Source organism: Streptomyces triticagri (genome assembly GCF_003429565.1).
GTDB classification, from domain to species: Bacteria; Actinomycetota; Actinomycetes; order Streptomycetales; family Streptomycetaceae; genus Streptomyces; species Streptomyces triticagri.
In genome coordinates this window covers 147,499-168,516 of the sequence record NZ_QUAK01000239.1, presented here as the reverse complement: position 1 = coordinate 168,516, position 21,018 = coordinate 147,499, and the positions used below count along the sequence as shown (strand labels likewise).

The 21,018-nt window shown below is 71.0% G+C and carries 15 protein-coding genes; 8 read left to right on the top strand and 7 right to left on the bottom strand.

Features of this window, described 5'->3' with window-relative positions:
* Positions 1–197 precede the first annotated feature (197 nt).
* The 8 genes from glxA (at position 198) to DY218_RS33990 (ending at position 12,737) form a co-directional block, all read left to right on the top strand.
* Complete coding sequence (gene glxA, locus DY218_RS34025; RefSeq protein WP_128560052.1) at positions 198–2,201, top strand: radical copper oxidase GlxA; 2,004 nt, start codon at positions 198–200, stop codon at positions 2,199–2,201.
* Positions 2,202–2,804: 603 nt separating this feature from the next.
* The gene (locus DY218_RS34020) at positions 2,805–3,599 is read left to right on the top strand and encodes a 2,3-dihydro-2,3-dihydroxybenzoate dehydrogenase (RefSeq protein WP_128560051.1); all 795 of its coding nucleotides are present in this window, start codon (positions 2,805–2,807) and stop codon (positions 3,597–3,599) included.
* Positions 3,600–3,807: 208 nt separating this feature from the next.
* Complete coding sequence (locus DY218_RS34015; RefSeq protein ID WP_128560050.1) at positions 3,808–5,028, top strand: isochorismate synthase; 1,221 nt, start codon at positions 3,808–3,810, stop codon at positions 5,026–5,028.
* The gene (locus DY218_RS34010) at positions 5,025–6,683 is read left to right on the top strand and encodes a (2,3-dihydroxybenzoyl)adenylate synthase (RefSeq protein ID WP_128560049.1); all 1,659 of its coding nucleotides are present in this window, start codon (positions 5,025–5,027) and stop codon (positions 6,681–6,683) included. Before DY218_RS34015 ends, DY218_RS34010 begins: the two co-directional genes overlap by 4 nt.
* A gap of 30 nt (positions 6,684–6,713) precedes the next feature.
* Positions 6,714–7,346, top strand: a complete 633-nt coding sequence (locus DY218_RS34005) for an isochorismatase family protein (protein WP_128560048.1) — start codon at positions 6,714–6,716, stop codon at positions 7,344–7,346.
* A 4-nt stretch (positions 7,347–7,350) separates the two neighbouring features.
* Positions 7,351–7,584, top strand: coding sequence for a phosphopantetheine-binding protein (locus DY218_RS34000; protein WP_128560047.1), 234 nt, complete (start codon positions 7,351–7,353; stop codon positions 7,582–7,584).
* Positions 7,581–11,519, top strand: coding sequence for a non-ribosomal peptide synthetase (locus tag DY218_RS33995; protein ID WP_128560046.1), 3,939 nt, complete (start codon positions 7,581–7,583; stop codon positions 11,517–11,519). Before DY218_RS34000 ends, DY218_RS33995 begins: the two co-directional genes overlap by 4 nt.
* Positions 11,520–11,672: 153 nt before the next feature.
* On the top strand, positions 11,673–12,737 hold the full coding sequence (locus tag DY218_RS33990; RefSeq protein ID WP_128560045.1) for a YncE family protein: 1,065 nt from the start codon (positions 11,673–11,675) through the stop codon (positions 12,735–12,737).
* Between the two features lie 82 nt (positions 12,738–12,819).
* Here the strand turns inward: DY218_RS33990 and DY218_RS33985 are convergent, their stop codons facing one another.
* From DY218_RS33985 to DY218_RS33955, 7 genes are read right to left on the bottom strand one after another with little or no spacing between them, the layout of a single operon-like run.
* Positions 12,820–13,191, bottom strand: coding sequence for a VOC family protein (locus tag DY218_RS33985; protein ID WP_128560044.1), 372 nt, complete (start codon positions 13,189–13,191; stop codon positions 12,820–12,822).
* Between the two features lie 8 nt (positions 13,192–13,199).
* Positions 13,200–13,880, bottom strand: a complete 681-nt coding sequence (locus DY218_RS33980; RefSeq protein WP_128560043.1) for a hypothetical protein — start codon at positions 13,878–13,880, stop codon at positions 13,200–13,202.
* A 5-nt stretch (positions 13,881–13,885) separates the two neighbouring features.
* Positions 13,886–14,704 (bottom strand): carbohydrate ABC transporter permease, encoded by an 819-nt coding sequence (locus tag DY218_RS33975; protein ID WP_233522043.1) that lies wholly within the window; start codon positions 14,702–14,704, stop codon positions 13,886–13,888.
* Complete coding sequence (locus DY218_RS33970) at positions 14,701–15,588, bottom strand: carbohydrate ABC transporter permease (protein ID WP_233522042.1); 888 nt, start codon at positions 15,586–15,588, stop codon at positions 14,701–14,703. Before DY218_RS33970 ends, DY218_RS33975 begins: the two co-directional genes overlap by 4 nt.
* A gap of 59 nt (positions 15,589–15,647) precedes the next feature.
* Entirely contained in the window at positions 15,648–16,970 is a 1,323-nt protein-coding gene (locus DY218_RS33965) for an ABC transporter substrate-binding protein (protein ID WP_233522041.1), read from the bottom strand.
* Entirely contained in the window at positions 16,967–19,468 is a 2,502-nt protein-coding gene (locus DY218_RS33960) for a GH116 family glycosyl-hydrolase (RefSeq protein WP_128560041.1), read from the bottom strand. The genes DY218_RS33965 and DY218_RS33960 overlap by 4 nt, the downstream gene beginning before the upstream one ends.
* On the bottom strand, positions 19,468–20,970 hold the full coding sequence (locus tag DY218_RS33955; RefSeq protein ID WP_128560040.1) for an FGGY-family carbohydrate kinase: 1,503 nt from the start codon (positions 20,968–20,970) through the stop codon (positions 19,468–19,470). The genes DY218_RS33960 and DY218_RS33955 overlap by 1 nt, the downstream gene beginning before the upstream one ends.
* Positions 20,971–21,018: the final 48 nt, after the last annotated feature.

Sequence of the window (21,018 nt, the reverse complement as noted above, 5' to 3'; positions counted from 1 at the left end):
CAGGCGATGCGGGTCGATTACCTGTGAGGTCATCGCCGGACCGGCCCCGTACCCCCTTTCACCCCTGAAGAGGGGCCGAATGGCCCTGTTGTCGCGAACCGTTGATGCGCCAATCCCGTCATACGCTCAACAATCGGGCATATCGCACCGTCGACAGACGCCCGACCGTTCGACGCACAGCCCTGGGAGTGAAATCGATGGCACACCGTCCGAGCCGCCGACTTGTCCGCATCCTGCTCGGTTGTGGGGCGGTGCTCGCGCTCGCCGCGGCCAATGCCCCGGCGGTGTACGACTTCACCTCCGAGCGCTACCACGCGTACGAGATCAATCAGCCCGAGTACAAGGCGGCCAAGGGCCACTGGCGGACCGTCGACGTCCCCGAGAAGTACCGGATCAACACCATCCACGCGGCGCTCCTGAACACCGGAAAGGTGCTCCTGATCGCCGGCTCGGGCAACGATGCCAAGCAGTTCGACGCCAAGACGTTCCGCACGGTGCTCTGGGATCCGGTGAAGAACACCTTCAAGAACATCGACACCCCGAAGGACCTGTTCTGCGCGGGACACACCCAGCTGCCGGACGGGAATCTCCTGGTGGCCGGCGGAACCCAGCGCTACGAGACGCTCAGGGGCGATGTACAGAAGGCCGGCGGCCTGATGATCGTGCACAACGAGAACCCGGACAAGCCCAAGACGCTGCCGCAGGGGACGCGCTTCGTCGGTCAGGAGAACGGCAAGACCTTTGTCTCGCAGGCGAGCGTCCTGGTCCCGCGGGCTAAGAAGACCGTCGACAAGAAGACCGGCAAGGCGAAGGTCACCGCCAGCAGCGCGCGGGTCTATGTGGAGGCGCCGCGGAAGGGCGAGCAGTACCAGACCGGCACCCAGGACCAGTACCGCATCGAGGGTCTCGAGGGTGACGAGAAGCGGAACCTCTACGGCATCGCGCAGAAGCTGTCGTTCGACAAGAAGGACTTCCAGGGCATCAAGGAGGCGTACGAGTTCGACCCGGTCGCCGAGCGGTACATCACGGTCGATCCGATGGGCGAGGCCCGCTGGTACCCGACGCTGACCACGCTGGAGGACGGCAAGGTCCTGTCGGTGTCCGGCCTCGACGAGATCGGGCAGGTGGTGCCGGGCAAGAACGAGGTGTACGACCCGAAGAGCAAGAAGTGGCAGTACCTGCCCAAGTCGCGCTTCTTCCCGACCTACCCGGCGCTCTTCCTCACCGCCGACAGCCGCATCTTCTACACCGGGTCCAACGCGGGATACGGGCCGGACGACCAGGGCCGGGTGCCGGGTCTGTGGGACCTCGACTCGGACAAGTTCACCGAGGTCCCCGGGCTGACCGATCCGGACATTCTGGAGACGTCGATGTCGGTGCTGCTGCCGCCCGCGCAGGACCAGAAGTACCTGGTACTCGGCGGAGGCGGGGTCGGCGAGTCGCAGAAGTCCACGGACCGCACCGGGATCGCGGACCTCAAGGCCGACAAGCCGCGCTTCACCGACGGTCCCCCGATGTACGACAAGGCCCGGTACCCGAGCAGTGTGATCCTGCCCGACGACACCGTCCTGACCACCAATGGGTCGGGCGACTACCGCGGCAAGGGGGCCAGCAACATCCTCAAGGCCTCGCTCTACGACCCGGCGGCGAACAAGTTCAGCGAGGCCGCGGCGCCCCTGGTCGGCCGCAACTACCACTCGGGCGGCCTGCTGCTGCCCGACGGCAGGGTGATGACCTTCGGCTCGGACTCGCTGTTCTCCGACAAGGCCAACAGCAAGCTCGGGAAGTTCGAGCAGCGGCTTGAGATCTACACGCCGCCGTATCTGCACCAGGACGGCGAGCGGCCCGAGCTGCGCGACTCCGACGATGCGCGCCGGACGGTGAAGCTCGGCGCATCGGCGGACTTCCGCAGCAAGGACGCCGCCTCCATCAAGAAGATGCGGTTGATCAGACCGGGCGCCTTCACCCATGTCACCAATGTCGAGCAGCGCTCGATCGCGGTGGACTTCAAGCGGACCGACGACGGTGTACGGGTCACGCTCCCGCACAACCCGTCGCTCGTACCGCCCGGTTGGTACATGTTGACGGCCGTGGACGACCGCGGGGTTCCCTCCGAGTCGGTCTGGGTGAACGTGCCCGTCGCGAAGGACGCGCCGACGCATCGGACGACGGCGGAGGATCCTGCGCCTGCGCACAACTGAGGGCGATGGGGGGGCGAACGGTGATCGCGGCACCCGCGGCGCGGGTACCGAGCGGTCCGTCGAGACTTTCGGCCAAGGTCATCCCGGTCGAACCGGCCATCGCCGCAAGGGCGATGAGGGCGAGGCTCGATGGAGTCGGCAGGTGGCAGCGGGGTGAGCGCGTCACGGGTGGCGCGGCGGCGCACGGGACGACTCGACGGCCACTGCCGGTGGTTCAGAGTGACGCGATCCGGCCGATTTCGGCCGCCCCCCTTGCACGATCAACATGTGGTTAGCCTAACCTAAGTTGCGCACCGAGGGCCGGGCTGCCCGAAAGGCTGCTCCATGCCCGAAGTGTGCCGTCTGCCCTGCCCAAGGGCGGCCCGGAGTGACCGGACAGCTGTCCGGAACCACCCCGACCACCGAGAACGTACGGAGAAGTCAGTCCATGCTTGCGAAGTCGTCCCCTTCCATACGCGGTTCCGGCCGCCTCAGCTCCGCGGCAGCCGGGTCCGCCGTCTGTGCGGTCGCACGGACCACCTGCGGTTTCCCGGACGACGGCGGCTCGCAGACCGGGGCGAAGTCGGGTTCGGGTTCAGGTTCGGGTTCGAATGAGCAGGTCAAGTGACTGTCGATCAGGAGCTGGCCGGGCGGTTCGCCCTGGTCACGGGTGCCGGCCGAGGCATCGGTGAGGCGGTGGTGCATGCGCTCGTGGAGCGCGGTGCCCGGGTCCTCGCCACCGACCTCGACCCGGCGGGCGTGGCGGCGCTCGCCGTGAAGCACCCGGACCGGGTGACCGCCCGTGCCCTGGACGTATCGGACGCGGACGCGGTGGAGCGCCTCGTCGACGAGGCAGAGCGCGAACTGGGCCCGCTGGACATCGCGGTGAGCGTCGCGGGCATTCTGCGCGGCGGGAAGGTCACCGAACTCAGCGACGAGGACTGGGCCGCGACCTTCGCGGTGAACACCGACGGGGTGTTCCACCTCGGCCGGGCGACCGCACGCCGGATGACGGAGCGGGGCCACGGCAGCATCGTCACCGTCGCCTCGAACGCCGCGGGCATACCCCGGACCGGCATGGCGGCGTACGCCGCGTCGAAGGCGGCCGCGGTCATGTTCACCAAGTGTCTCGGTCTCGAGGTCTCCGCCCGGGGAGTGCGCTGCAACTCCGTCTCCCCCGGTTCGACGCTCACCGAGATGCAGCGCGCGATGTGGGCCGACTCCGGTGTCGACGAGACGGAGGCCGCCCGGCGGATCGTCGCCGGCGACCCCGAGTCGTACCGCACGGGCATACCGCTCGGCCGGATCGCCGACCCGGAGGACATCGCGGAAGCGGTCGTCTTTCTGGTGTCCGACCGCGCGCGCCACATCACCCTGCACGACCTGTACGTCGACGGCGGCGCCACCCTCAGGGCGTAGGCCGTGTCCATCAAGTCCTGCACGGTCCCCACGGCGCCCTCCCGGCACGGCCGCCCGGAGACCCCGGCGCGCGCCCGGTGCTTGCGCCGGCGGTACCCCCACCCGCCGGGCGCCGGTGCCCCGGACTTCCACCACATCTGCCAGCCACCGTCCGCGCCACTGCTCGCCGCCGACCGCGGCGCGTGGCCATCCCCCACTGGAGACCCTCATGTCTGCCTCTCTGCGTGAACCCCTTGCGCCGGCCGGGCACTCCTCCACCGAAGCGCTGCCCGACTCCCCCGGCGCCTCGACGGCGCTGCTCGAGGCCTACCGCCCGGGCAGCGACCGGTTCCTCGCCACGCCCCGGCACACGCTGCTCGCCCGCGGGGTGCACTCCGAAACAGCGCATGACGAACGGCCGTTGGCGCTCCGGGTCCGTGCGGCCCTGGACGAGGCGCACGCGGACGGCATCCCCTCGCCCGTGGTGATCGGTTCAGTGCCGTTCGCCCCCGGCGCCCCTGCCTCGCTGGCCGTACCGGTCTCCGTACGCAGGGCCGCCGCGCTGCACAAGGACCCCCTGATCGCGCTGCCGGTGCCGGACCGGGAGGCGGCCGCGGACTGGCAGGTGCGGGAAGTGCCGGCCGCCGACGCCTACGGGGCGGCCGTCGCCGCGGCCGTGGCGCGGATGCGGGCCGGTGAGTTCGACAAGGTGGTGCTCGCCCGCACCTTGGAGCTGACCTCGCCGCAGCCGCCGGACCTGCCGGCCATGCTGCGCCGTCTCGCCCACCGCGACCCGTCCGGTTACACCTTCGCCCTGCCGAGCGGTGCCGGCCGCACTCTGATCGGAGCCAGTCCCGAGCTCCTGGTGGCCCGCAGGAACGGCCGGTTGATCGCGAATCCGCTGGCCGGGTCCGCGCCGCGCAGTGCCGATCTGGCCGAGGACGTACGCCGGGCGGCCGCCCTCCTGGAGTCCGCGAAGGATCTGCACGAGCACGCGGTGGTGGTGGACGCGGTCCGTGCGGCGCTCGCGCCGTTCTGCAGCCGCCTCGAGGTGCCCGAGCGCCCGACGCTGGTCCGTACGGCGGCCATGTGGCACCTGTCGACGATGGTCACCGGCGAGCTGGCCGAACCGGACACCGGTGCACTGGAGTTGGCCTCGGCGCTGCACCCGACTCCTGCCGTGTGCGGCACGCCCACGGACGTGGCGCGGGACGTGATAGCCGCATCCGAGCCCTTCGACCGGGGTGCCTACACGGGGATGGTCGGCTGGCAGGACTCCACCGGTGACGGCGAATGGGTCGTCACCATCCGCTGCGCGGAGGCCGAGGGCAACCGGCTGCGGCTGTACGCGGGCGCGGGTGTGGTCGCCGACTCGACGCCGGAGGCCGAGACGGCGGAGACCGCGGCCAAGTTCCGTACCTTCCTCGGCGCGGTGGGAGCCTCCCTGTGAGCATCGACGGCATCCCCGCGCTGACGCCCGGGACCGACGCGCCCACCTGGCCCGCGGAGTTCGCCGAGCGCTATCGCAGAGCCGGCTACTGGCGGGGCGAGACCTTCGGCGGCGTCCTGCGCGAGCGCGCCGCCCGGCACCCGGACCGCATCGCCCTGGTCGATCCGGCACCCGAGCGCCGCACCTGGACGTACGCCGAACTCGACCTGGCCGCGGACCGGTTGGCGGAGGGCTTCCGGCGGCGCGGCATCGGTCCCGGTGACCGGGTGGTGCTGCAGCTGCCCAATGTGGGCGAGTTCATCGAGGTCGTGTTCGCGCTGTTCCGCATCGGCGCGCTGCCGGTGTACGCGCTGCCCGCGCACCGGGAGACGGAGATCGCGTACTTCTGCGAGTTCACCGGGGCCGTGGCGTATGTGATCCCGGACCGGCACGCGGGCTTCGACCACCGGCCGCTGGCCGCCGAGGTCAAGGCACGCAATCCCGGTCTGCGCCATGTGTTCGTGGTCGGTGAGCCCGGGGAGCACACCGCGCTCGCGGAGGTGCCGTGCGAGCCACCGGCCGATCCGCCGGACGGTCCCGGGCCCCACCAGCTCGCCTTCCTGCAGCTGTCCGGCGGCACCACGGGCGTGCCGAAGCTGATCCCGCGTACCCACGACGACTACCTGTACTCGCTGTGGGGGTCCAACGAGATCTGCGGCGTCGACGCGGACACCCGCTTCCTGGTGGTGCTGCCCGCGGCGCACAACTTCCCGATGAGCTCGCCCGGTTGGCTGGGCGTGCTGTACGCGGGCGGTACGACGGTGCTGTGTCCGCGGCCCGACCCGGCCACGGCGTTCCCGCTGATCGAGCGGGAGGGGATCACCATGACCGGGATGGTGCCGCCGCTCGCCCTGGTGTGGACGGACTCGGCCGAGTCGACGGAGCACGATCTGAGCAGCCTGGAGCTGATCCTGGTCGGCGGCGCCAAGTACAGCGAGGCGGCGGCCCGTCGGCTGGAGCCGGCGCTCGGCTGCCGGCTGATGCAGGTCTTCGGCATGGCGGAGGGCCTGGTCAACTACACGCGGCTCGACGACGACCACGAGACGGTGGTGACGACCCAGGGCCTGCCCATCTCGCCCGACGACGAGGTCCGGGTGGTGGACGACGCCGGACTCGACGTCGTCGACGGCGAGTTCGGGCATCTGCTCACCCGCGGCCCGTACACCATCCGCGGATACTGGCGGGCGCCCGAGCACAATGCGACGGCCTTCACCGAGGACGGCTTCTACCGCACCGGGGACATCGTGCGGCGCACGGCGACCGGGCATCTGGTGGTCGAGGGCCGGGCGAAGGACCAGATCAACCGCGGTGGCGAGAAGGTGGCCCCGGAGGAGGTCGAGAACGTCATCCTCGCCCACCCGTCCGTGCACGACGTCTCGGTGGTCGCGGTCGCCGACGAGTATCTGGGCGAGCGGTCGCTGGCGTACGTGATCCTGCGCGAGGGCGCCGAACCGCTCAAGGCCGTCGCGGTGAAACGCTTCGTGCGCGAGCGCGGGCTCGCCGCGTACAAGATTCCCGACCTCGTCGAGTTCGTCGACACCTTCCCGCAGACCGGCATCGGCAAGATCAGCAAGAAGGGGCTGCGGTCCACCGCGGCCACCGCCGAGCAGCACTGACCGGGACGCACCCGAAAGGCCCCCACCCTCATGGCACTTCCCGCCATCGCCCCCTATGCACTGCCCACCGAGGGCGAACTCCCCGCCAACCGCGTGTCGTGGACGGTCGATCCGTCGCGCGCCGTGCTCCTGGTGCACGATCTGCAGAACCACTTCCTCAAGGCCTTCCCGAGCGGCGCCGAGCCGCTCACGGGGATGCTCGACAACACCTCCCGGATCCTCACCGACTGCCGCAAGCGCGACGTGCCGGTCGTGTACTCGGCACAGCGCGGCGGCCAGACCCCCGAGGAGCGCGGGCTCCAACTCGACTTCTGGGGACCGGGCGTGGCCGACGACCCCGAGGCGCTCGCGACGCCCGACGCGGTCGCCCCCGAGCCCGGTGACACCTGGCTCACCAAGTGGAAGTACAGCGCTTTCGTGCGCACCGAACTCGAGTCGCTGATGCGGGAGTCGGGCCGCGATCAGCTCGTGGTGGTGGGTGTGTATGCGCACATCGGCGTGCTGATGTCGGCCTGCGACGCCTGGATGCGCGACATCCAGGCCTTCGTGGTGGCCGATGCCGTGGCCGACTTCTCCCGCGCCGACCACGACATGGCCCTCACCTGGGCCGCGGGCCGCTGCGCGGTCGTGACCACCACCGACGCCCTGTTCAAGGAGGCCTGAACCGATGGCACTCACACTGGAGCAGATCCGCGCCGACGTCGCCGACGCACTCGGCGAGGACCCGGCCGAGATCCCCTTCGACGAGAACCTTCTGGACTACGGTCTCGACTCGGTCCGCATCATGGCTCTCCTCGAGGGCTGGCGCCGCGACCACGCGGTGTCCGCCGATTTCGCCGATCTCGCCGAGCAGCCGGCCATCGAGGCCTGGGCGCCGATGCTGGGGGTGGCGGTCTCATGACACTCCTCGACACCGACCGCGAGGAGCCGGCCGGCACCGCCTCGCGGGCCGGACTCCCGCTCACCGCGGCCCAGTCGGGCATGTGGTACGCCCAGGCCCTCGACCCGCTGAGCCCGGCGCAGAACACCGCGGAGTGCCTGGAGATCGACGGCCCGCTGGACCCGGCCATCTTCGCCGCGGCGCTGCGCCGGGTCACCGCCGAGGCGGACGCGCTGCGCGTACGGGTGGTGGACACGCCCGAGGGGCCACGGCAGTACGTCGAGCCGGAGGTCGAACTGCCGCTCACCGTCCTGGACTTCCGCGGCCACGAGGACGGCCGGGAGCGGGCCGAGGCGTGGATGCGCGACGACCTGGCCACGCCCTGCGACCTGGCCACGGGTCCGCTGTTCCGCCAGGCGCTGTTCCGCGTCGGCGAGGACCGTTGGCTGTGGTACCAGTGCATCCATCACCTGGTCATCGACGGCTTCGGATACTCCCTGCTCGCGCGGCGCACGGCGGAGGTCTACTCGGCCCTCGTGCGCGGTGCGGAGCCTCCGGCACGCGCCTTCGGCACCCTGGCCGAACTGGTCGAGCAGGACACGGCATACCGCACGTCCGAGGCCTTCGCCGCGGACCGCAAGCACTGGTCGGAGGAGTTCGCCGACCGGCCCGACGTGCCGCGTCTCGCGGGCCGGGGCGCACTGCCCGGGCGTACGTTCCGCCGGCGGACCGCCCATCTGCCGCAGGTGACCTCCGAGCGGCTGCGCGAGGTGGCGGGACGGCTGCGGGCGACCTGGCCTGAGGTGCTGATGGCCGCCCAGGCGCTGTACACCTCCCGGGCCACCGCGCAGTCGGACGTGGTCCTCGGCGTGCCGATGATGGGCCGGGTCGGCTCGGCGTCGCTGCGCATCCCCGGCATGGTGATGAACGTGCTGCCGTTGCGACTCAGCGTCACGCCCGAGGACACCTTCGCCGAACTGGTCCGCCAGGTGGTGCTGGGTGTGCGGCAACTGCGCCGCCATCAGCGCTACCGCTACGAGGACATCCGCCGCGATCTGGGGCTGCTCGGCGAGAGCCGCGGCCTGGTGGGTCCGCTGGTGAACGTCATGCCCTTCGACTACGCCCTGGACTTCGCCGGCACTCGGGCGCGCGCCCGCAATCTGTCCGCGGGACCGGTCGACGATCTGACGGTGAACGTCTACGACCGTGCCGACGGCGGTGGCCTGCGCATCGACCACGACGGCAATCCGGCGCTCTACGAGGACGCCGACCTCGCCGCGCACCAGGACCGTTTCCTGCATCTGCTCGAAGGGCTCGCGGACACCGATCCGCAGGTGCCGCTCAGGGTGCACGGCATCGCCACGGCGGCCGAACGGGCTCTGGTGATCGAGGAGTTCAACCGTACGGGCCACGAGGTGCCGCCGACGACGCTGATCGGCCCGATCGAGTCGCGGGCCGCCCGCTGCCCGGGCGCGACCGCCCTTGTGTACGGCGACACTTCGCTGACGTATGCGGAGCTCAATGCCCGCGCCAACCGCTTCGCCCGCCATCTGCAGTCGCTCGGCGCGGGTCCGGGCCGCCTGGTCGCCGTCGCGGTGCCGCGTTCGGTGGACCTGATCGTGTCGCTGCTCGCGGTCCTCAAGTCGGGGGCGGCCTATCTGCCGCTGGACCCGGAGTATCCGCAGGCGCGGCTGACCTACATGCTCGACGACGCGGCTCCGGTGTGCGCCGTGACCGACCGGCCCGGCCGGCTCCCCGCGGACGGCGACACCCCGCTTGTCGTCCTCTCGGAGCTCGAACCGGCCGTGCTCGACGCCGAGTTGCCGACGAACCCGGCCCGCCCGCTCACCCCGGCGGACCCGGCGTACGTGATCTACACCTCCGGTTCGACGGGGCGCCCCAAGGGCGTGGTGGTGTCGCACGGCGCGATCGACAACCGGCTGCGCTGGATGCAGTACGCCTACGGGCTGCGGTCGGACGACCGGGTGCTGCAGAAGACCCCGTCGTCGTTCGACGTGTCGGTGTGGGAGTTCTTCTGGCCGCTGCGCGAGGGTGCGGCGCTGGTGGTCGCGGAGCCTGGTGGGCACAAGGATCCGGTGTACCTGGCCCGGCTGATCGACGAACAGGCCGTCACGACCTGCCACTTCGTGCCGTCGATGCTGCAGGTCTTCCTGACCGGTGCGGACGTGTCCGGGCTGTGCGCCGGGCTGCGCCGGGTGTTCTGCAGCGGAGAGGCGCTGCCCCGGGAGACCGCGCAGGCCTTCGGCAAGGCGCTGCCCCGGGTCGCTCTGCACAATCTGTACGGGCCCACCGAGGCAGCGGTCGACGTCAGTCACCACACCTGCCAGGTCGGTGACACGGGTCCGGTGCCGATCGGGCGTCCGGTGTGGAACACCCGGCTGTACGTCCTGGACGCGGCGCTCGAGCCGTGCCCGCCGGGTGTGCCGGGTGAACTGTTCCTGGCGGGAAGGCAGTTGGCGGACGGCTATCTGAACCGCCCGGAGCTGACGGCGGAGCGTTTCGTCGACGACCCGTTCGCGGCGCCCGGTGAGCGCATGTACCGCACGGGCGATCTGGCGCGGTGGACCGAGCAGGGCGAGGTGGAGTATCTCGGCCGCACCGACCACCAGGTCAAGCTGCGCGGTCAGCGCATCGAACTCGGCGAGATCGAGGCCGCGCTGGCCGGCCGGCCCGGGGTCACGGGCGCCTGCGCCCTGGTGCGCGAGGACCGGCCGGGAGACCAGCAGCTGGTCGGCTACGTGACCGGCGAGGCCGATCCGTCCGACGTACGTGCCGCGCTCTCTCGTGAGCTGCCGGAGCACATGGTGCCGGCCGCGGTGCTGGTCCTGGACGCCTTCCCGCTGAGCCCCAACGGGAAGCTGGACCGGCGGGAGTTGCCCGTGCCGGTCTTCACCGGGGCCGAGCGCGCACGGGAGGCGGCGAGCCCGCTCGAGAAGACCCTCGTCGGGCTCTTCGCCGAGGTGCTCTCGGTGGAGCGGGTGGGTCCGGACGACGCCTTCTTCGACCTGGGCGGCACCTCGCTGCTCGCGGTGCGCCTGGTGACACGGATCGGCGAGGAGCTGGGCTCGGAGCTCACCATCGGGTCGCTCTTCGAGGCGCCGACGCCGGCGCGGCTCGCCGCGCGTCTGGGGTCCGGGCGTCCCGCGGCGGGGGACGCGCTCGACTGCGTGCTGCCGCTGCGGCCTGAGGGCGGCCGCCCTCCGCTGTTCGCCTTCCATCCGGCGGGCGGCATCGCCTGGTGCTATGCGGGTCTCGCCGCCCGGCTCGGGCCGGATCAGCCGGTGTACGGGATCCAGGCACGGGGTCTGACGGACGACACTCCGCTGCCGGAGAGTCTGCAGGAGCAGGCCGCCGACTACGTACGGCGGATCCGCGAGGTCAGGCCGCACGGCCCGTACCGGCTGATCGGCTGGTCGGTCGGCGGGATCCTCGCGCACACGGTCGCCGTGCTGCTGCAGGAGGCCGGTGAAGAGGTCCAACTCCTGGCGCTGCTCGACGCGTTCCCTGCCGAGCAGTGGCGGGAGCGGCCCGCACCCGAGGAGGGGGACGCGCTCACCGCGGTGCTCCGCATGGCGGGCTTCGAGCGGACGGACGAACGCGACCGGGAGGACGTCCTGGCCACGCTGCGGCGCGGCGGCAGCCCGCTGGCGGGCCTCGGCGACCACACGCTCAACCGGATCGTCGACATCGTGCCGAACCACGCCCGGATGATGCGTGAACATGTGCACGGGACGTACGACGGCGATGTGCTGTTCTTCACGGCGGCAGCACCGCGTGCCGAGGACTGGTTGACCCGGGAGGCGTGGCAGCCGCATGTGCGGGGCGGCCTGGAGAATCTGGACCTCGACTGCACCCACCCGCAGTTGCTGCAGGACCGCCAACTGGACGCGATCTGCGAGGTGCTGACGGAGCGACTGAGAAAGCTGGACATCTGAGCAGCGCGATATCGCGCCAACTTCACCGCCCCGGCCTGGAGTTGTGTGCGACACGACCCGAATCCGCTTGACTTACTTAGGTAAGCCTAAGCTAAGTTGTCATTCAGTCGCCTCCTCCCAGGAGGCACATCAGCATCAGGAGACTGACGCAGCATGTCCTCACTCACCCGTCGTATCCGTCGTGCCGCTGCGATCGCCGTCGCCGTCGCCGCGGGGAGTTCCCTGGCCGTGGCCGGCACCGCGACCGCACAGGCAGGCAAAGGCGCCCCGACCGAGGCCTCGCCGGTCACCTCGGCGCCGCTGACCCAGGGTCTGTACCAGTCCGCCTACTCGGAGCGGAACAACGTCCTGTGGACCACCTCCGCCGTGGGCCGCCCGCCGGTGACCGAGTCGAGCCTGCTGAAAGTCGACCCGCGCACCCTCGAGGTGAAGGCCTCGTACGCCCCGCCGGTCACCGACCCCGAGACGGGCGCCGTCGAAGCGGTGTACGGCATCGCCGTGGACGACGAGCACAACACGGTCTGGACGACGAACACCCGGGACAACTCGGTCGCGGTCTACAGCCAGCGCGACGGCAGCCACCTCGCGACCTTGCCCGATGTGGCGCACGCCCGTGAGGTCGTGGTGGACGAACGGCACGACGTCGCCTGGGCCAGTGGTTTCGGCGACGGCACGGTGGTGGGCTTCGACACCCGTACCTTCAAGGAGAAGAAGCGCATCACGGTGGAGGGAGCGTCCCCCGCGGGCCTCGCCGTCAACGAGCGGACGGGCGCCGTGTACGCCACCGACCTGGAGGGCGACCGGATCATCGAGGTCTCCCGGCGCGCCGAGAAGCCCCGTTTCATCCCCGCCGGGGACGGACCCATCTCCGTGGCTCTCTCCCGTGACGGACGCACCGCGTACACCGCGGACCAGGCAGCCGGCGGGCTCTCGGTGGTGGACCTGCGCAAGGGTGAGGTCACCAAGAGCGTGCCGACCGGCGAGGGCGCGCTCAACGTGGCCGCCGAGCCCCGCTCGGGCCGTGTCCTGGTCGCCAACCGGGATGCCGGCACCGTCACGGTCGTCGACCCGCGCAAGGGCACGGTCGTCGCCTCGCACGCCACCGGCGCCAATCCCAACCACATCGCCGTGCACCGCGGCACCGCGTACGCCGTGGACAAGTCCGGCTCCGGCCCTGAGGGAGAGGACCAGATCCACCGCATCCGCGTCTCCCGCTGAACGCGGAGCGCGGAGCGGCAGCGCTCCGGCCGGGGTCCCTTCGCCACGGACCCCGGCCGGTCGGCCGTCCGGTGCCCGGCGGTCAGCCGTGGCTGGTGTCGATCACACAGAAGCGGTTGCCGTCGGGGTCGGCGAGCACCACGAAGTCCGGGTCCTGCGGGTAGCGGTCCCAGTCGACCCGGCTCGCGCCGAGCGAGATCAGCCGCTCCACCTCGTCCGCCTGCTCCGCGGCGTCCGCGGCGTACAGATCCAGGTGGATACGCGGGTACGGCTGCACGGCCACGTCGCTGAGGCCGAGCGAGAGGGACACGCCACCACGGCCGTCGGCGGGTACCAGGACCGCCCAGTCGGGCTCCGGTTCCTCCCGCGGTACGTAGCCGAGTGCCTTGGTCCAGAAGGCGATCGCGCGCGGCACGTCGGCCACGCCCACCACGACTGATCCGATGCTCACCATGCACCGAGTCAAGCACGCGCCGCGGAATCGGAGCTCTCCGGCTCAGTGGCGCAGGCGACACGCACCGCCGCGATCGCCACCACCATGGCCGGCCCCGGAGTCAGCAGCAGCAACGACGCCGTCCACTGGACGGCCGCCCAGACACCGAGCACTCCCAGGCAGGGACCGGCCAGATGACGGAGTGGACGGCGCAGCGCCAGGTGCAGTGCGCACCCCCACAGCAGCCGTCCGCGCAGCTCGGGCCGCAGGGCACCGAGCGGCAGCGCCACGGACAGGGCGAACAGGGCGAACAGCGCCGCCGCTCCGCTCGCTCCGACCGAGAGCAGCAGCCAGTCCGCGCCGGTCTCCTGCCACAGGCGGAGGGCGACGAGGAAGGCGGCCGTCGGCGCCGCCGCGACCAGACACTGCAACAGGCCGAAGCGCCACAACTCCCTGAGCGCCAGCCACCATTGACGCACCGTCGCACCGTCGTCCGCCGCCCGGGCGAGCGCCGCAGCTCCCGGCCCCACGAGAACGGCCGCGACCAGCACCGACACCGGTGTGACCCCCGGGGCCAGGAGGACGGTGAGGGTGGCGCCCGCGCAGACGGTCGCACTCCCGGCGAGCAGGGCCGGCAGTCCCGGCCATGCCCCGCGCAGGGTACCGGCGAGTGCCCGGTGCTCGGCCACGTGGAGGTGCTGTACGGGCACCGTCCTCACCCCCGCAGTCCGGCAGACGCGATACTGGCGACGAAGCTCCGCTGGAACGCGAGGAACACCGCGAGGACGGGCAGCACGACCGCGGTGATCGCGGCGAACACCACTACGGACGAGCCTCCTTGGCCGTTCTGCAGGGCCACCAGGCCGATCGGGAGCGTCATGTGCTCCGGCGTGCTCAGGAAGATCAGCGGGCCGAAGTAGTTGTTCCAGGACAGCTCGAAGGTGAGGATCGTCATGGCAGCGAGGGCAGGGCCGGACAGCGGCACGATCATCCGGAAGAGGATCCACAGATGTCCGGCGCCGTCGATGCGGGCCGCCTCGTCCAGTTCGCGCGGGATGGTGTTGAAGTACTGGCGCAGGAAGAAGACCGAGAAGACATTGATCAGGGCGGGCAGCCAGAGGGCGGCCAGGGTGTCGACAAGGCCGAGATTGCGCATCAGGACGAAGACGGGGATGACCGTCATCTGCACCGGCACCATGAGTGCGCTGAGCATGACGAGGAAGAGCGCGTCCCGCCCCCGGAAGCTCAGCCGTGAGAACGCGTACGCGGCGAGCACGCTGACGAGAAGGGATCCGGCCGTCGAAATGACCGCCACCTGGAGGCTGTTGAGCGCCATCCGGCCGAACGGCACCAGGTCGGGGATGCTGCCGAAGTGGTCAAAGGTGAACGGCACCGGCACCCATTCGGGCGGGATCGAGAAGGCCGACTTCTCCGGGGTGACGCTCTGGACCACCAGCCACACCAGGGGCGCCACCATCAGGAGCCCGACGGCGAGCAGCACCGCGTTGACCACCACTCCCTTTGCTCTGCTCACTGGTGGTGCACCCACTTCCTGGATCCCCGGAACTGCAGCAGCGTGACGGCCATCATCACGACGAACACCAGGAGCGAGACGGCCGACGCGTATCCGACCTGGAAGGACTCGAAGCCCTTCTGGTAGAGGTACATGACCACGGTCAGGGTGGAGTCGTCCGGGCCGCCTTGCGGGGTGATGATCTGCACCGGGTCGAAGATCTGGAAGGCCCCGATGAAGGTGATGACCGCGGCGAAGAAGATGGTCGGTGACATCAGCGGGATCGTCACGTGCCAGAGGATCTGCCGGCCGTTCGCGCCGTCGCAGCGTGCCGCCTCGACGAGTTCCTTCGGTACGGTCTGCAGCCCGGCGAGCATGATGACGAAGGTGAAGCCGATGGTGTGCCAGAAGTCGATGCCGATGATCGCGGGCAGCGCCCAGGCCGGGTCGGTGAACCAGTCCGGGGTACTGATGCCCAGCTCGCCCGCGTAGTGCGTGACGATGCCGAAGGTCGGGTCGAGCACGTACTTCCAGAGCAGTGCGACGGCGGCCCAGGAGATGACGAAGGGGAAGAACAGGGCCGTGCGTACGAAGTACGAAAGGGCCCTGCTCATCGCCCGGTTGACGGCGAGCGCCAGCAGCAGACCGCCCACCAGGTGGGTGACGACGGAGGCGAGTGCGAAGACGAAGGTGTTCGCGAGTGCCTTGTAGAGCAGTGGGTCGGCGAACATGCGGGTGAAGTTGTCGACGCCGGTGAAGCGGGCCGGGGTGAGCATGTCCCAGGCGAAGAAGCTCAGGCCGATGGCGGCGACGAACGGGCCGAGTACGAACACCAGGAACAGCAGCACGGCGGGGCTGACGAAGGCATAGCCCACCCGGTCCCGGCGGGGACCGGCAGGCCGCACGCGATCACCGCCCGGCCGGACGGATGCGCGGCGCCGCACGGCACGTACCGCGGTGTCGGTCACAACAGCCCGCCCAGTTTGCTGTTGGCCGCCTCCAGTGCCTCGCGCACCGGCTTCGTACCGGTGATCGCGGCCTGCCAGCCCTGGGTGACGGCGGCCTGCATCTGCGCGCCCTGATTCGGCGACGGGATGGGAGTGGCGTAGCCGATCGCCTCCGCCAGTTCCGGGGTGCCCTTGGGTGCGTCGTCGGTGAAACTCGCGCTCTGTGCCACCGAGTTGCGGGCCGGCACGGTGGTGCCGCCGATGGAGGCGTAGAACCGGGAGGCGTCCTTGCTCATCAGCCACTTCAGGAACGTCCAGGCCGCCTGCTTCTTCTTGGACGCCTTGAGGATCGGCCAGCCGTCCCAGCCGACGGGTGTCCCCTGTCCCGCCTTCACCGGCCAGCTCACGATGCGTACCTTGTCGACCATGTCGAGCCGGCGTACGTCGAGGGTCGGCCAACGGCCGCCGCCGAGAGCGGCGAGCTTGTCCTTGGCGAGCTGGGCGCCGGCGTCGAAGGTGCCGCCGGGCTTGGGCGACAGGCCGTCGTCGACGAGGCTCTTGACGAAGCCGGCCGCCTCGACGGCCTCCGCCGAGGCGAACGTCCCTTTGTCCCAGGCCGAGTTGAGGGTGCTGGTGCCGTTGGTGAGCAGCCATGGCAGGATGTCCACGAACGGGAATCCGTAGCCGACCGGCAGCAGGAACGCTCCGGTGCGCTCCTTGATCCGCACGCCGGCCCGCCGGAAGTCGTCCCAGGTCCACTCCCCCGACGGCAGGTCGACGCCGGCCTTCGCGAAGACCTCCGTATTGAGGTACATGACGACCGTGTTGTAGCCGCCCGGGATGTAGTAGGTGCGGCCGTCACCGGTGGAGCCGTACTTCTGGGTCCAGCGGCGCAGCTTGGGGTCGACGTCGGCGAAGTAGGCGTCGACGGTCTTCTTGTCCTTCTCGATGTAGCTGTCGAGGGGTTCGAGCAATCCCTTGGAGGCGAACAGGCGTTGGCCCTCGGTGGCGACCTGCACGACGTCGGGCACCTTGCCGCCGGCGATCTGGGTGGAGACGGTGTTGGCGAAGGTGGCCCAGTCCTTGGCGGCGATGCCGCGTGCCTTGATGCGGATCTCCGGATGGGCCTTGTTGAACTCGTCGAAGAGGGCGTTGAACGACTTCTGCTGGGTGGCGTCGCCGAGGTAGACCAGGCTCAGGTCCCCGGTGGCGGCGGAGCCCCCGCCGTCGTCGCTGCCGCCGCAGCCGGTGAGCGCGGATGCCGCGGGAAGGGTCGCGGCGGCAGCCGTCAGGTGCAGGGCGCGGCGCCGGGTGAGGGCTGCCCGGTGGAAGGTGGTCATCGCGGGGTCTCCTGTCCTGGGGTGTCCCGGATTGCGCGTACGGGCGGTGCGGGCCGGCGCAGGACGACGGCGTACGGCTCGCCCTCGTGGCTGCCGGTGAACCGTGCCGTGCCCTCCTCGGTCACCTGCACGGTCCCGACGAGGGAGCCGGCGAGCACGGGCCAGCGGCCCGGCAGCGGGTCGAGCGTGATGGTGCGGCTGCGGGCGTCGACGACCGTGCGGGGCCAGGCGTGTGCGAGCCCGAAGGACGCCATGGAGCGCACGTAGTGGTTGCCGCACTCCACCTCGTTGAACGGATTGCGGGTGCGGCCCGAGTAGCGGGCGCGGACGTCCTCGACGATGTGCCGGGCGAGGTCGTGCAGCCCGTGCGCGGCGAGCGCGACGGCCGCTGTGTACTCGAGTCCGGTCCACACCTCGTGGCAGTACGGGAAGGGCCGTTCGGGCCGGCCGCCGTGCGGATAGGTGCAGTTGAGCAGGCCGTGCTCGTCGCCGAGTGCGTAGCTGCGCAGATGGTTGAAGTGGGTGTGGAACTCGTCGCGGTGGTTGTGGCGCACGATGCTGTGCAGGGCGGTGCGGACGTGGGCGGGGTCGAGCCGGTCGTCGAGTCCGCCGAGCAGGGCCAGGGCGTGGCCGGCCAGTTGGTCGGTCATGCAGCCCGGGCCGATCTGCAGGTCCGGGTCCACCAGGTCGTCGGAGCCGACGTCCGGGTTGTCGCCGTCGTAGCGGATGCGCAGTCCGTCGGCGATGCGGTCGGCGCTGCCCGGTGGGCGCACCTGGTGGGCGTAGTACTCACCGTTGAAGAGCTCGGTGTCGGTGGCGGCCGCGCCGCGGGCCAGGAGCTGCTCGCAGTCGGCGGCGAAGTCCGGTTCGCCGAGGGCACGGGCCATCTCGGCCGAGGCGGCCAGGGCGCCCAGGTACCAGGACTGGTTGACGCCGTTCGGGCCGTAGTACTCCACGTCCGAGGTGCTGTGCTGGCAGCCCTCCATGAGGCCGTCGCGGTCGGCGTCCCAGCCGAGCGGGAGCCAGGTGAATTCGAGGGCCTTGCGGGCGCCGGGCCACAGGGCGGCGAGGAGGTCGTCGCGGCCGGTGAGCCGCCAGGTGCGGTGCAGGCGCAGGAGTGCGCCGAGTTGGCCGTCGGCGGCCGCGACCGGCCATGCGGTGCCCTCGGTGGCGAGCGGCAGTCCGGCCCGGAAGCTCATCCGTCCGCGGTCGTCGAGGGAGTGCACGAACTCGACCTCCCGCATCGTCCAGGCCAGGTCGGGGAAGAGCTGCTCGAGCGCGTACTGGTAGTTCCAGACGTGGGTGCAGCTGCCGTGACAGCTGCCGTGGTCGGTGTTGCCGCCCTCCCAGGCGAGGAAGGTGCCGTCGGCGATACGGAAACAGGTGGGCGACTTGAGTACGGCCGTGTTGGAGAGCACGGCGTCCTGCACCGCGTCCGGCAGGTCGGAGCCGGTGACCGTCTCCACGTAGGCACGGGTCCGGCGCAGGTCGTCGGCGAGGCGCGGCACGGCGTGGCGTATCACGTCCGCGGCGTCGGTGAAGCGGCCGGTGTAGTGGTTGCCGACCAGCGGCCCGCCGTGCCCGTAGTCCGGTGGGCCCGCGAAGTGGTGGGTCCAGGCACGGCGGTTGGGGAAGTGCCAGGCGATCAGGAAGGTGAAGTCGGCGGACTCGCCCGGAGGTATCTCCTTGGTGACGACGAGGGATCCGGTCGGGACCCGGGCGCCCTCGTCGGGTGCCTCGAGCCTGCCGTCGTCGGCGAAGTCGTCCCAGAAGTCCAGCAGCGAGTCGCCCCAGGAGCGGTGTGCCCAGGTCAGCCGGTGCGAGGTGACCGGGCCGTCGACGGCCGCGAGGGCGAGGCTGCCGCGGGCCTCGTCGTCCTGGGCGACCGCGTCGCTGCACCGGCCTGCGAGTGTGGTGGTGCCTTCGGCCGTGGTGACGAGCGAGAAGCTGTTGCCCGCCGGTGTCCGCCCGTCGCGGCCGCGTCCCGCGATGTGCTGGAGGCTTCCGCAGACCGCGGCCCGGACGGTCCGGTCGGAGGTGTTGCGCAGCCGGGTGCGGTGGACGAACAGGGGCAGGCCGCTGGCCTCGGCGTCCGAGGGCACCAAGGGGTTGTACGCGGACACCGTGGCCACGACCGGGAGTTCGGGGTCGGTCAGGAGGGCCTGGCCGAAGGGATACGCCGCGGCGAACTCGCCGCGGGGGAATCGGGGCAGTCCGTGCAAAGCCGTCCGGCTGCCGTGCGGGCCCGCGTACTCGTGTTCCAGGAGCGCGGCCTCCAGGACCCGCGTGCTGACGCGTTCGCCGTCGTCGAGTCGTAGGGCGAAGAAGGTGTCGGCGCTCGAGCCCTTCGCCGGGCGGTTGAACAGCTCCCAGTCGAGCAGCTGGCCGCGGCCGCCGAAGCCGATGCATCCGGTGCCGATGCCGCCGACGGGCAGCACGATGTGGGCGCGGTCCTGCCCGGTGCAGCGGCGCAGCCAGGGCCGGTCGTCGTCGAACATCAGCGGCCGCCCGCGTCGGTGTGCTGGCGGGCGGCGAGGGCGTGCGCCGTGTCCCGGGTGGAGAGGTAGAGGTCCAGGTAGTGGCCGTAGAGCTCCTCGTACAGCGCGCCGCGGGAGGGGTCCGGCTCGACGACGGACTCGACGGGGTTCCATGCCGCGATGTCCGACGGCTGGGCGAGGCCGGTGCCCACCGCCGCGAGGAAGGTGTCCCCGTAGGCGGCTCCGACGGTGTGCCGCGGGACCTGCTGCGGCTTGCCGGTGGCGTCGGAGACGATCTGTGTCCAGAGTTCGCGGGCACCGCCGCCGACCGCGATCAGCCGGTGCGGGTCGCCGCCGGCCTCGATGATGGCGGCGAGGTTGTGGCGTACGCCGAAGGCCGTCCCCTCCAGTGCCGCGCGGTACAGGTGCCCGCGTCCGTGACGCAGTGTCAGGCCGTGGACGAGGCCGCGCGCATCGGGGTCGAAGAGCGGTGACCGCTCCCCCGCGAAGTACGGCAGCATCAGCAATCCCTCCGCGCCCGGCGGGACTTGGGCCGCCTCGACCACCAGCGTGGGGTAGTCAGCGCCGGTCAGCTCGCGCAGCCAGGCGGTCACGGCGCCGGAGGTGGCCATGCCGCCGGCCAGGCAGTAGGTGCCGGGGAAGGCGCCGGTGGTCCCCCAGAGTTTGGTGCTGGAGACGGGCCTCGCGGTGAAGTTGACCAGGAACATCGTGGTGCCGTACATCAGCATCAGATCGCCCGGCCTGGTGGCGCCGACCGCCGTTGCCTCCGCCCAGGCGTCGACGGTGCCGGCCACCACCGGGGTGCCGGCCGGGATGCCGGTCTCGGCGGCGGCCGCGGTGGTCACCTCGCCCACCACGTCGGCGGGCCAGACCAGTTCGGGCCATTCGAGCCCGGGTGCGATGTCCTCGCACCAGTCCTCGATCCAGGTGTGGGTGTGCAGGTCGTAGAGCGGTGTGCACTGGCTCGCGGAGTGGTGGTCGAGCACATAGGCGCCGGTGAGCCGGTGTGCGAGCCAGGAACTGGCCATGTACCAGCGGCTCGTGGCGCCGTACACGTCCGGCTCCCGCTCGCGCAGCCACTGCAGTTTGGGGCCGATGGCCTGGCTGGTGAGCACGGAGCCGCAGCGGGCGGCGATGCGGTCCTGGCCGTAGCGTGCGGTCTGCGCGGCGATCTGGTCGCCGGCCCGGGTGTCCACCCCGTACAGGATGGCCGGACGCAGCGGGGTGCCCGCGGCGCCGGCGGGCAGCAGGCAGGGGCCGATGCCGCTGATGCCGACCGCGCTGACGCGCTCGCCCGATGCGGCGGCCGTGGCGGTCAACTCCCGTGCGAGGGCGACGAGATCGCTCCACCACACGCGTTCCGCGTCGTGCTCGACCCGGCCGGGGTACGGGGTGTCGGTGACGTGTTCGCGCACGGACTGGGCGACGAGGGTGCCGTCGGGCCGGGTCAGCACGCCCTTGGACGAGGACGTGCCGATGTCGATGCCGAGGATCAGGGTCATATGGGTCCCAAGAGGTGATGTGTACGGGGGTGTGCGTGGTGGCCGGTC

Bases quoted from the DNA above. Each gene is read 5' to 3' on its own strand.
- glxA (WP_128560052.1), top strand. From the start codon at position 198: ATGGCACACCGTCCGAGCCGCCGACTTGTCCGCATCCTGCTCGGTTGT.
- DY218_RS34015 (WP_128560050.1), top strand. From the start codon at position 3,808: ATGTCTGCCTCTCTGCGTGAACCCCTTGCGCCGGCCGGGCACTCCTCC.
- DY218_RS34005 (WP_128560048.1), top strand. From the start codon at position 6,714: ATGGCACTTCCCGCCATCGCCCCCTATGCACTGCCCACCGAGGGCGAA.
- DY218_RS34000 (WP_128560047.1), top strand. From the start codon at position 7,351: ATGGCACTCACACTGGAGCAGATCCGCGCCGACGTCGCCGACGCACTC.
- DY218_RS33995 (WP_128560046.1), top strand. From the start codon at position 7,581: ATGACACTCCTCGACACCGACCGCGAGGAGCCGGCCGGCACCGCCTCG.
- DY218_RS33990 (WP_128560045.1), top strand. From the start codon at position 11,673: ATGTCCTCACTCACCCGTCGTATCCGTCGTGCCGCTGCGATCGCCGTC.
- DY218_RS33985 (WP_128560044.1), bottom strand. From the start codon at position 13,191: ATGGTGAGCATCGGATCAGTCGTGGTGGGCGTGGCCGACGTGCCGCGC.
- DY218_RS33965 (WP_233522041.1), bottom strand. From the start codon at position 16,970: ATGACCACCTTCCACCGGGCAGCCCTCACCCGGCGCCGCGCCCTGCAC.
- DY218_RS33960 (WP_128560041.1), bottom strand. From the start codon at position 19,468: ATGTTCGACGACGACCGGCCCTGGCTGCGCCGCTGCACCGGGCAGGAC.
- DY218_RS33955 (WP_128560040.1), bottom strand. From the start codon at position 20,970: ATGACCCTGATCCTCGGCATCGACATCGGCACGTCCTCGTCCAAGGGC.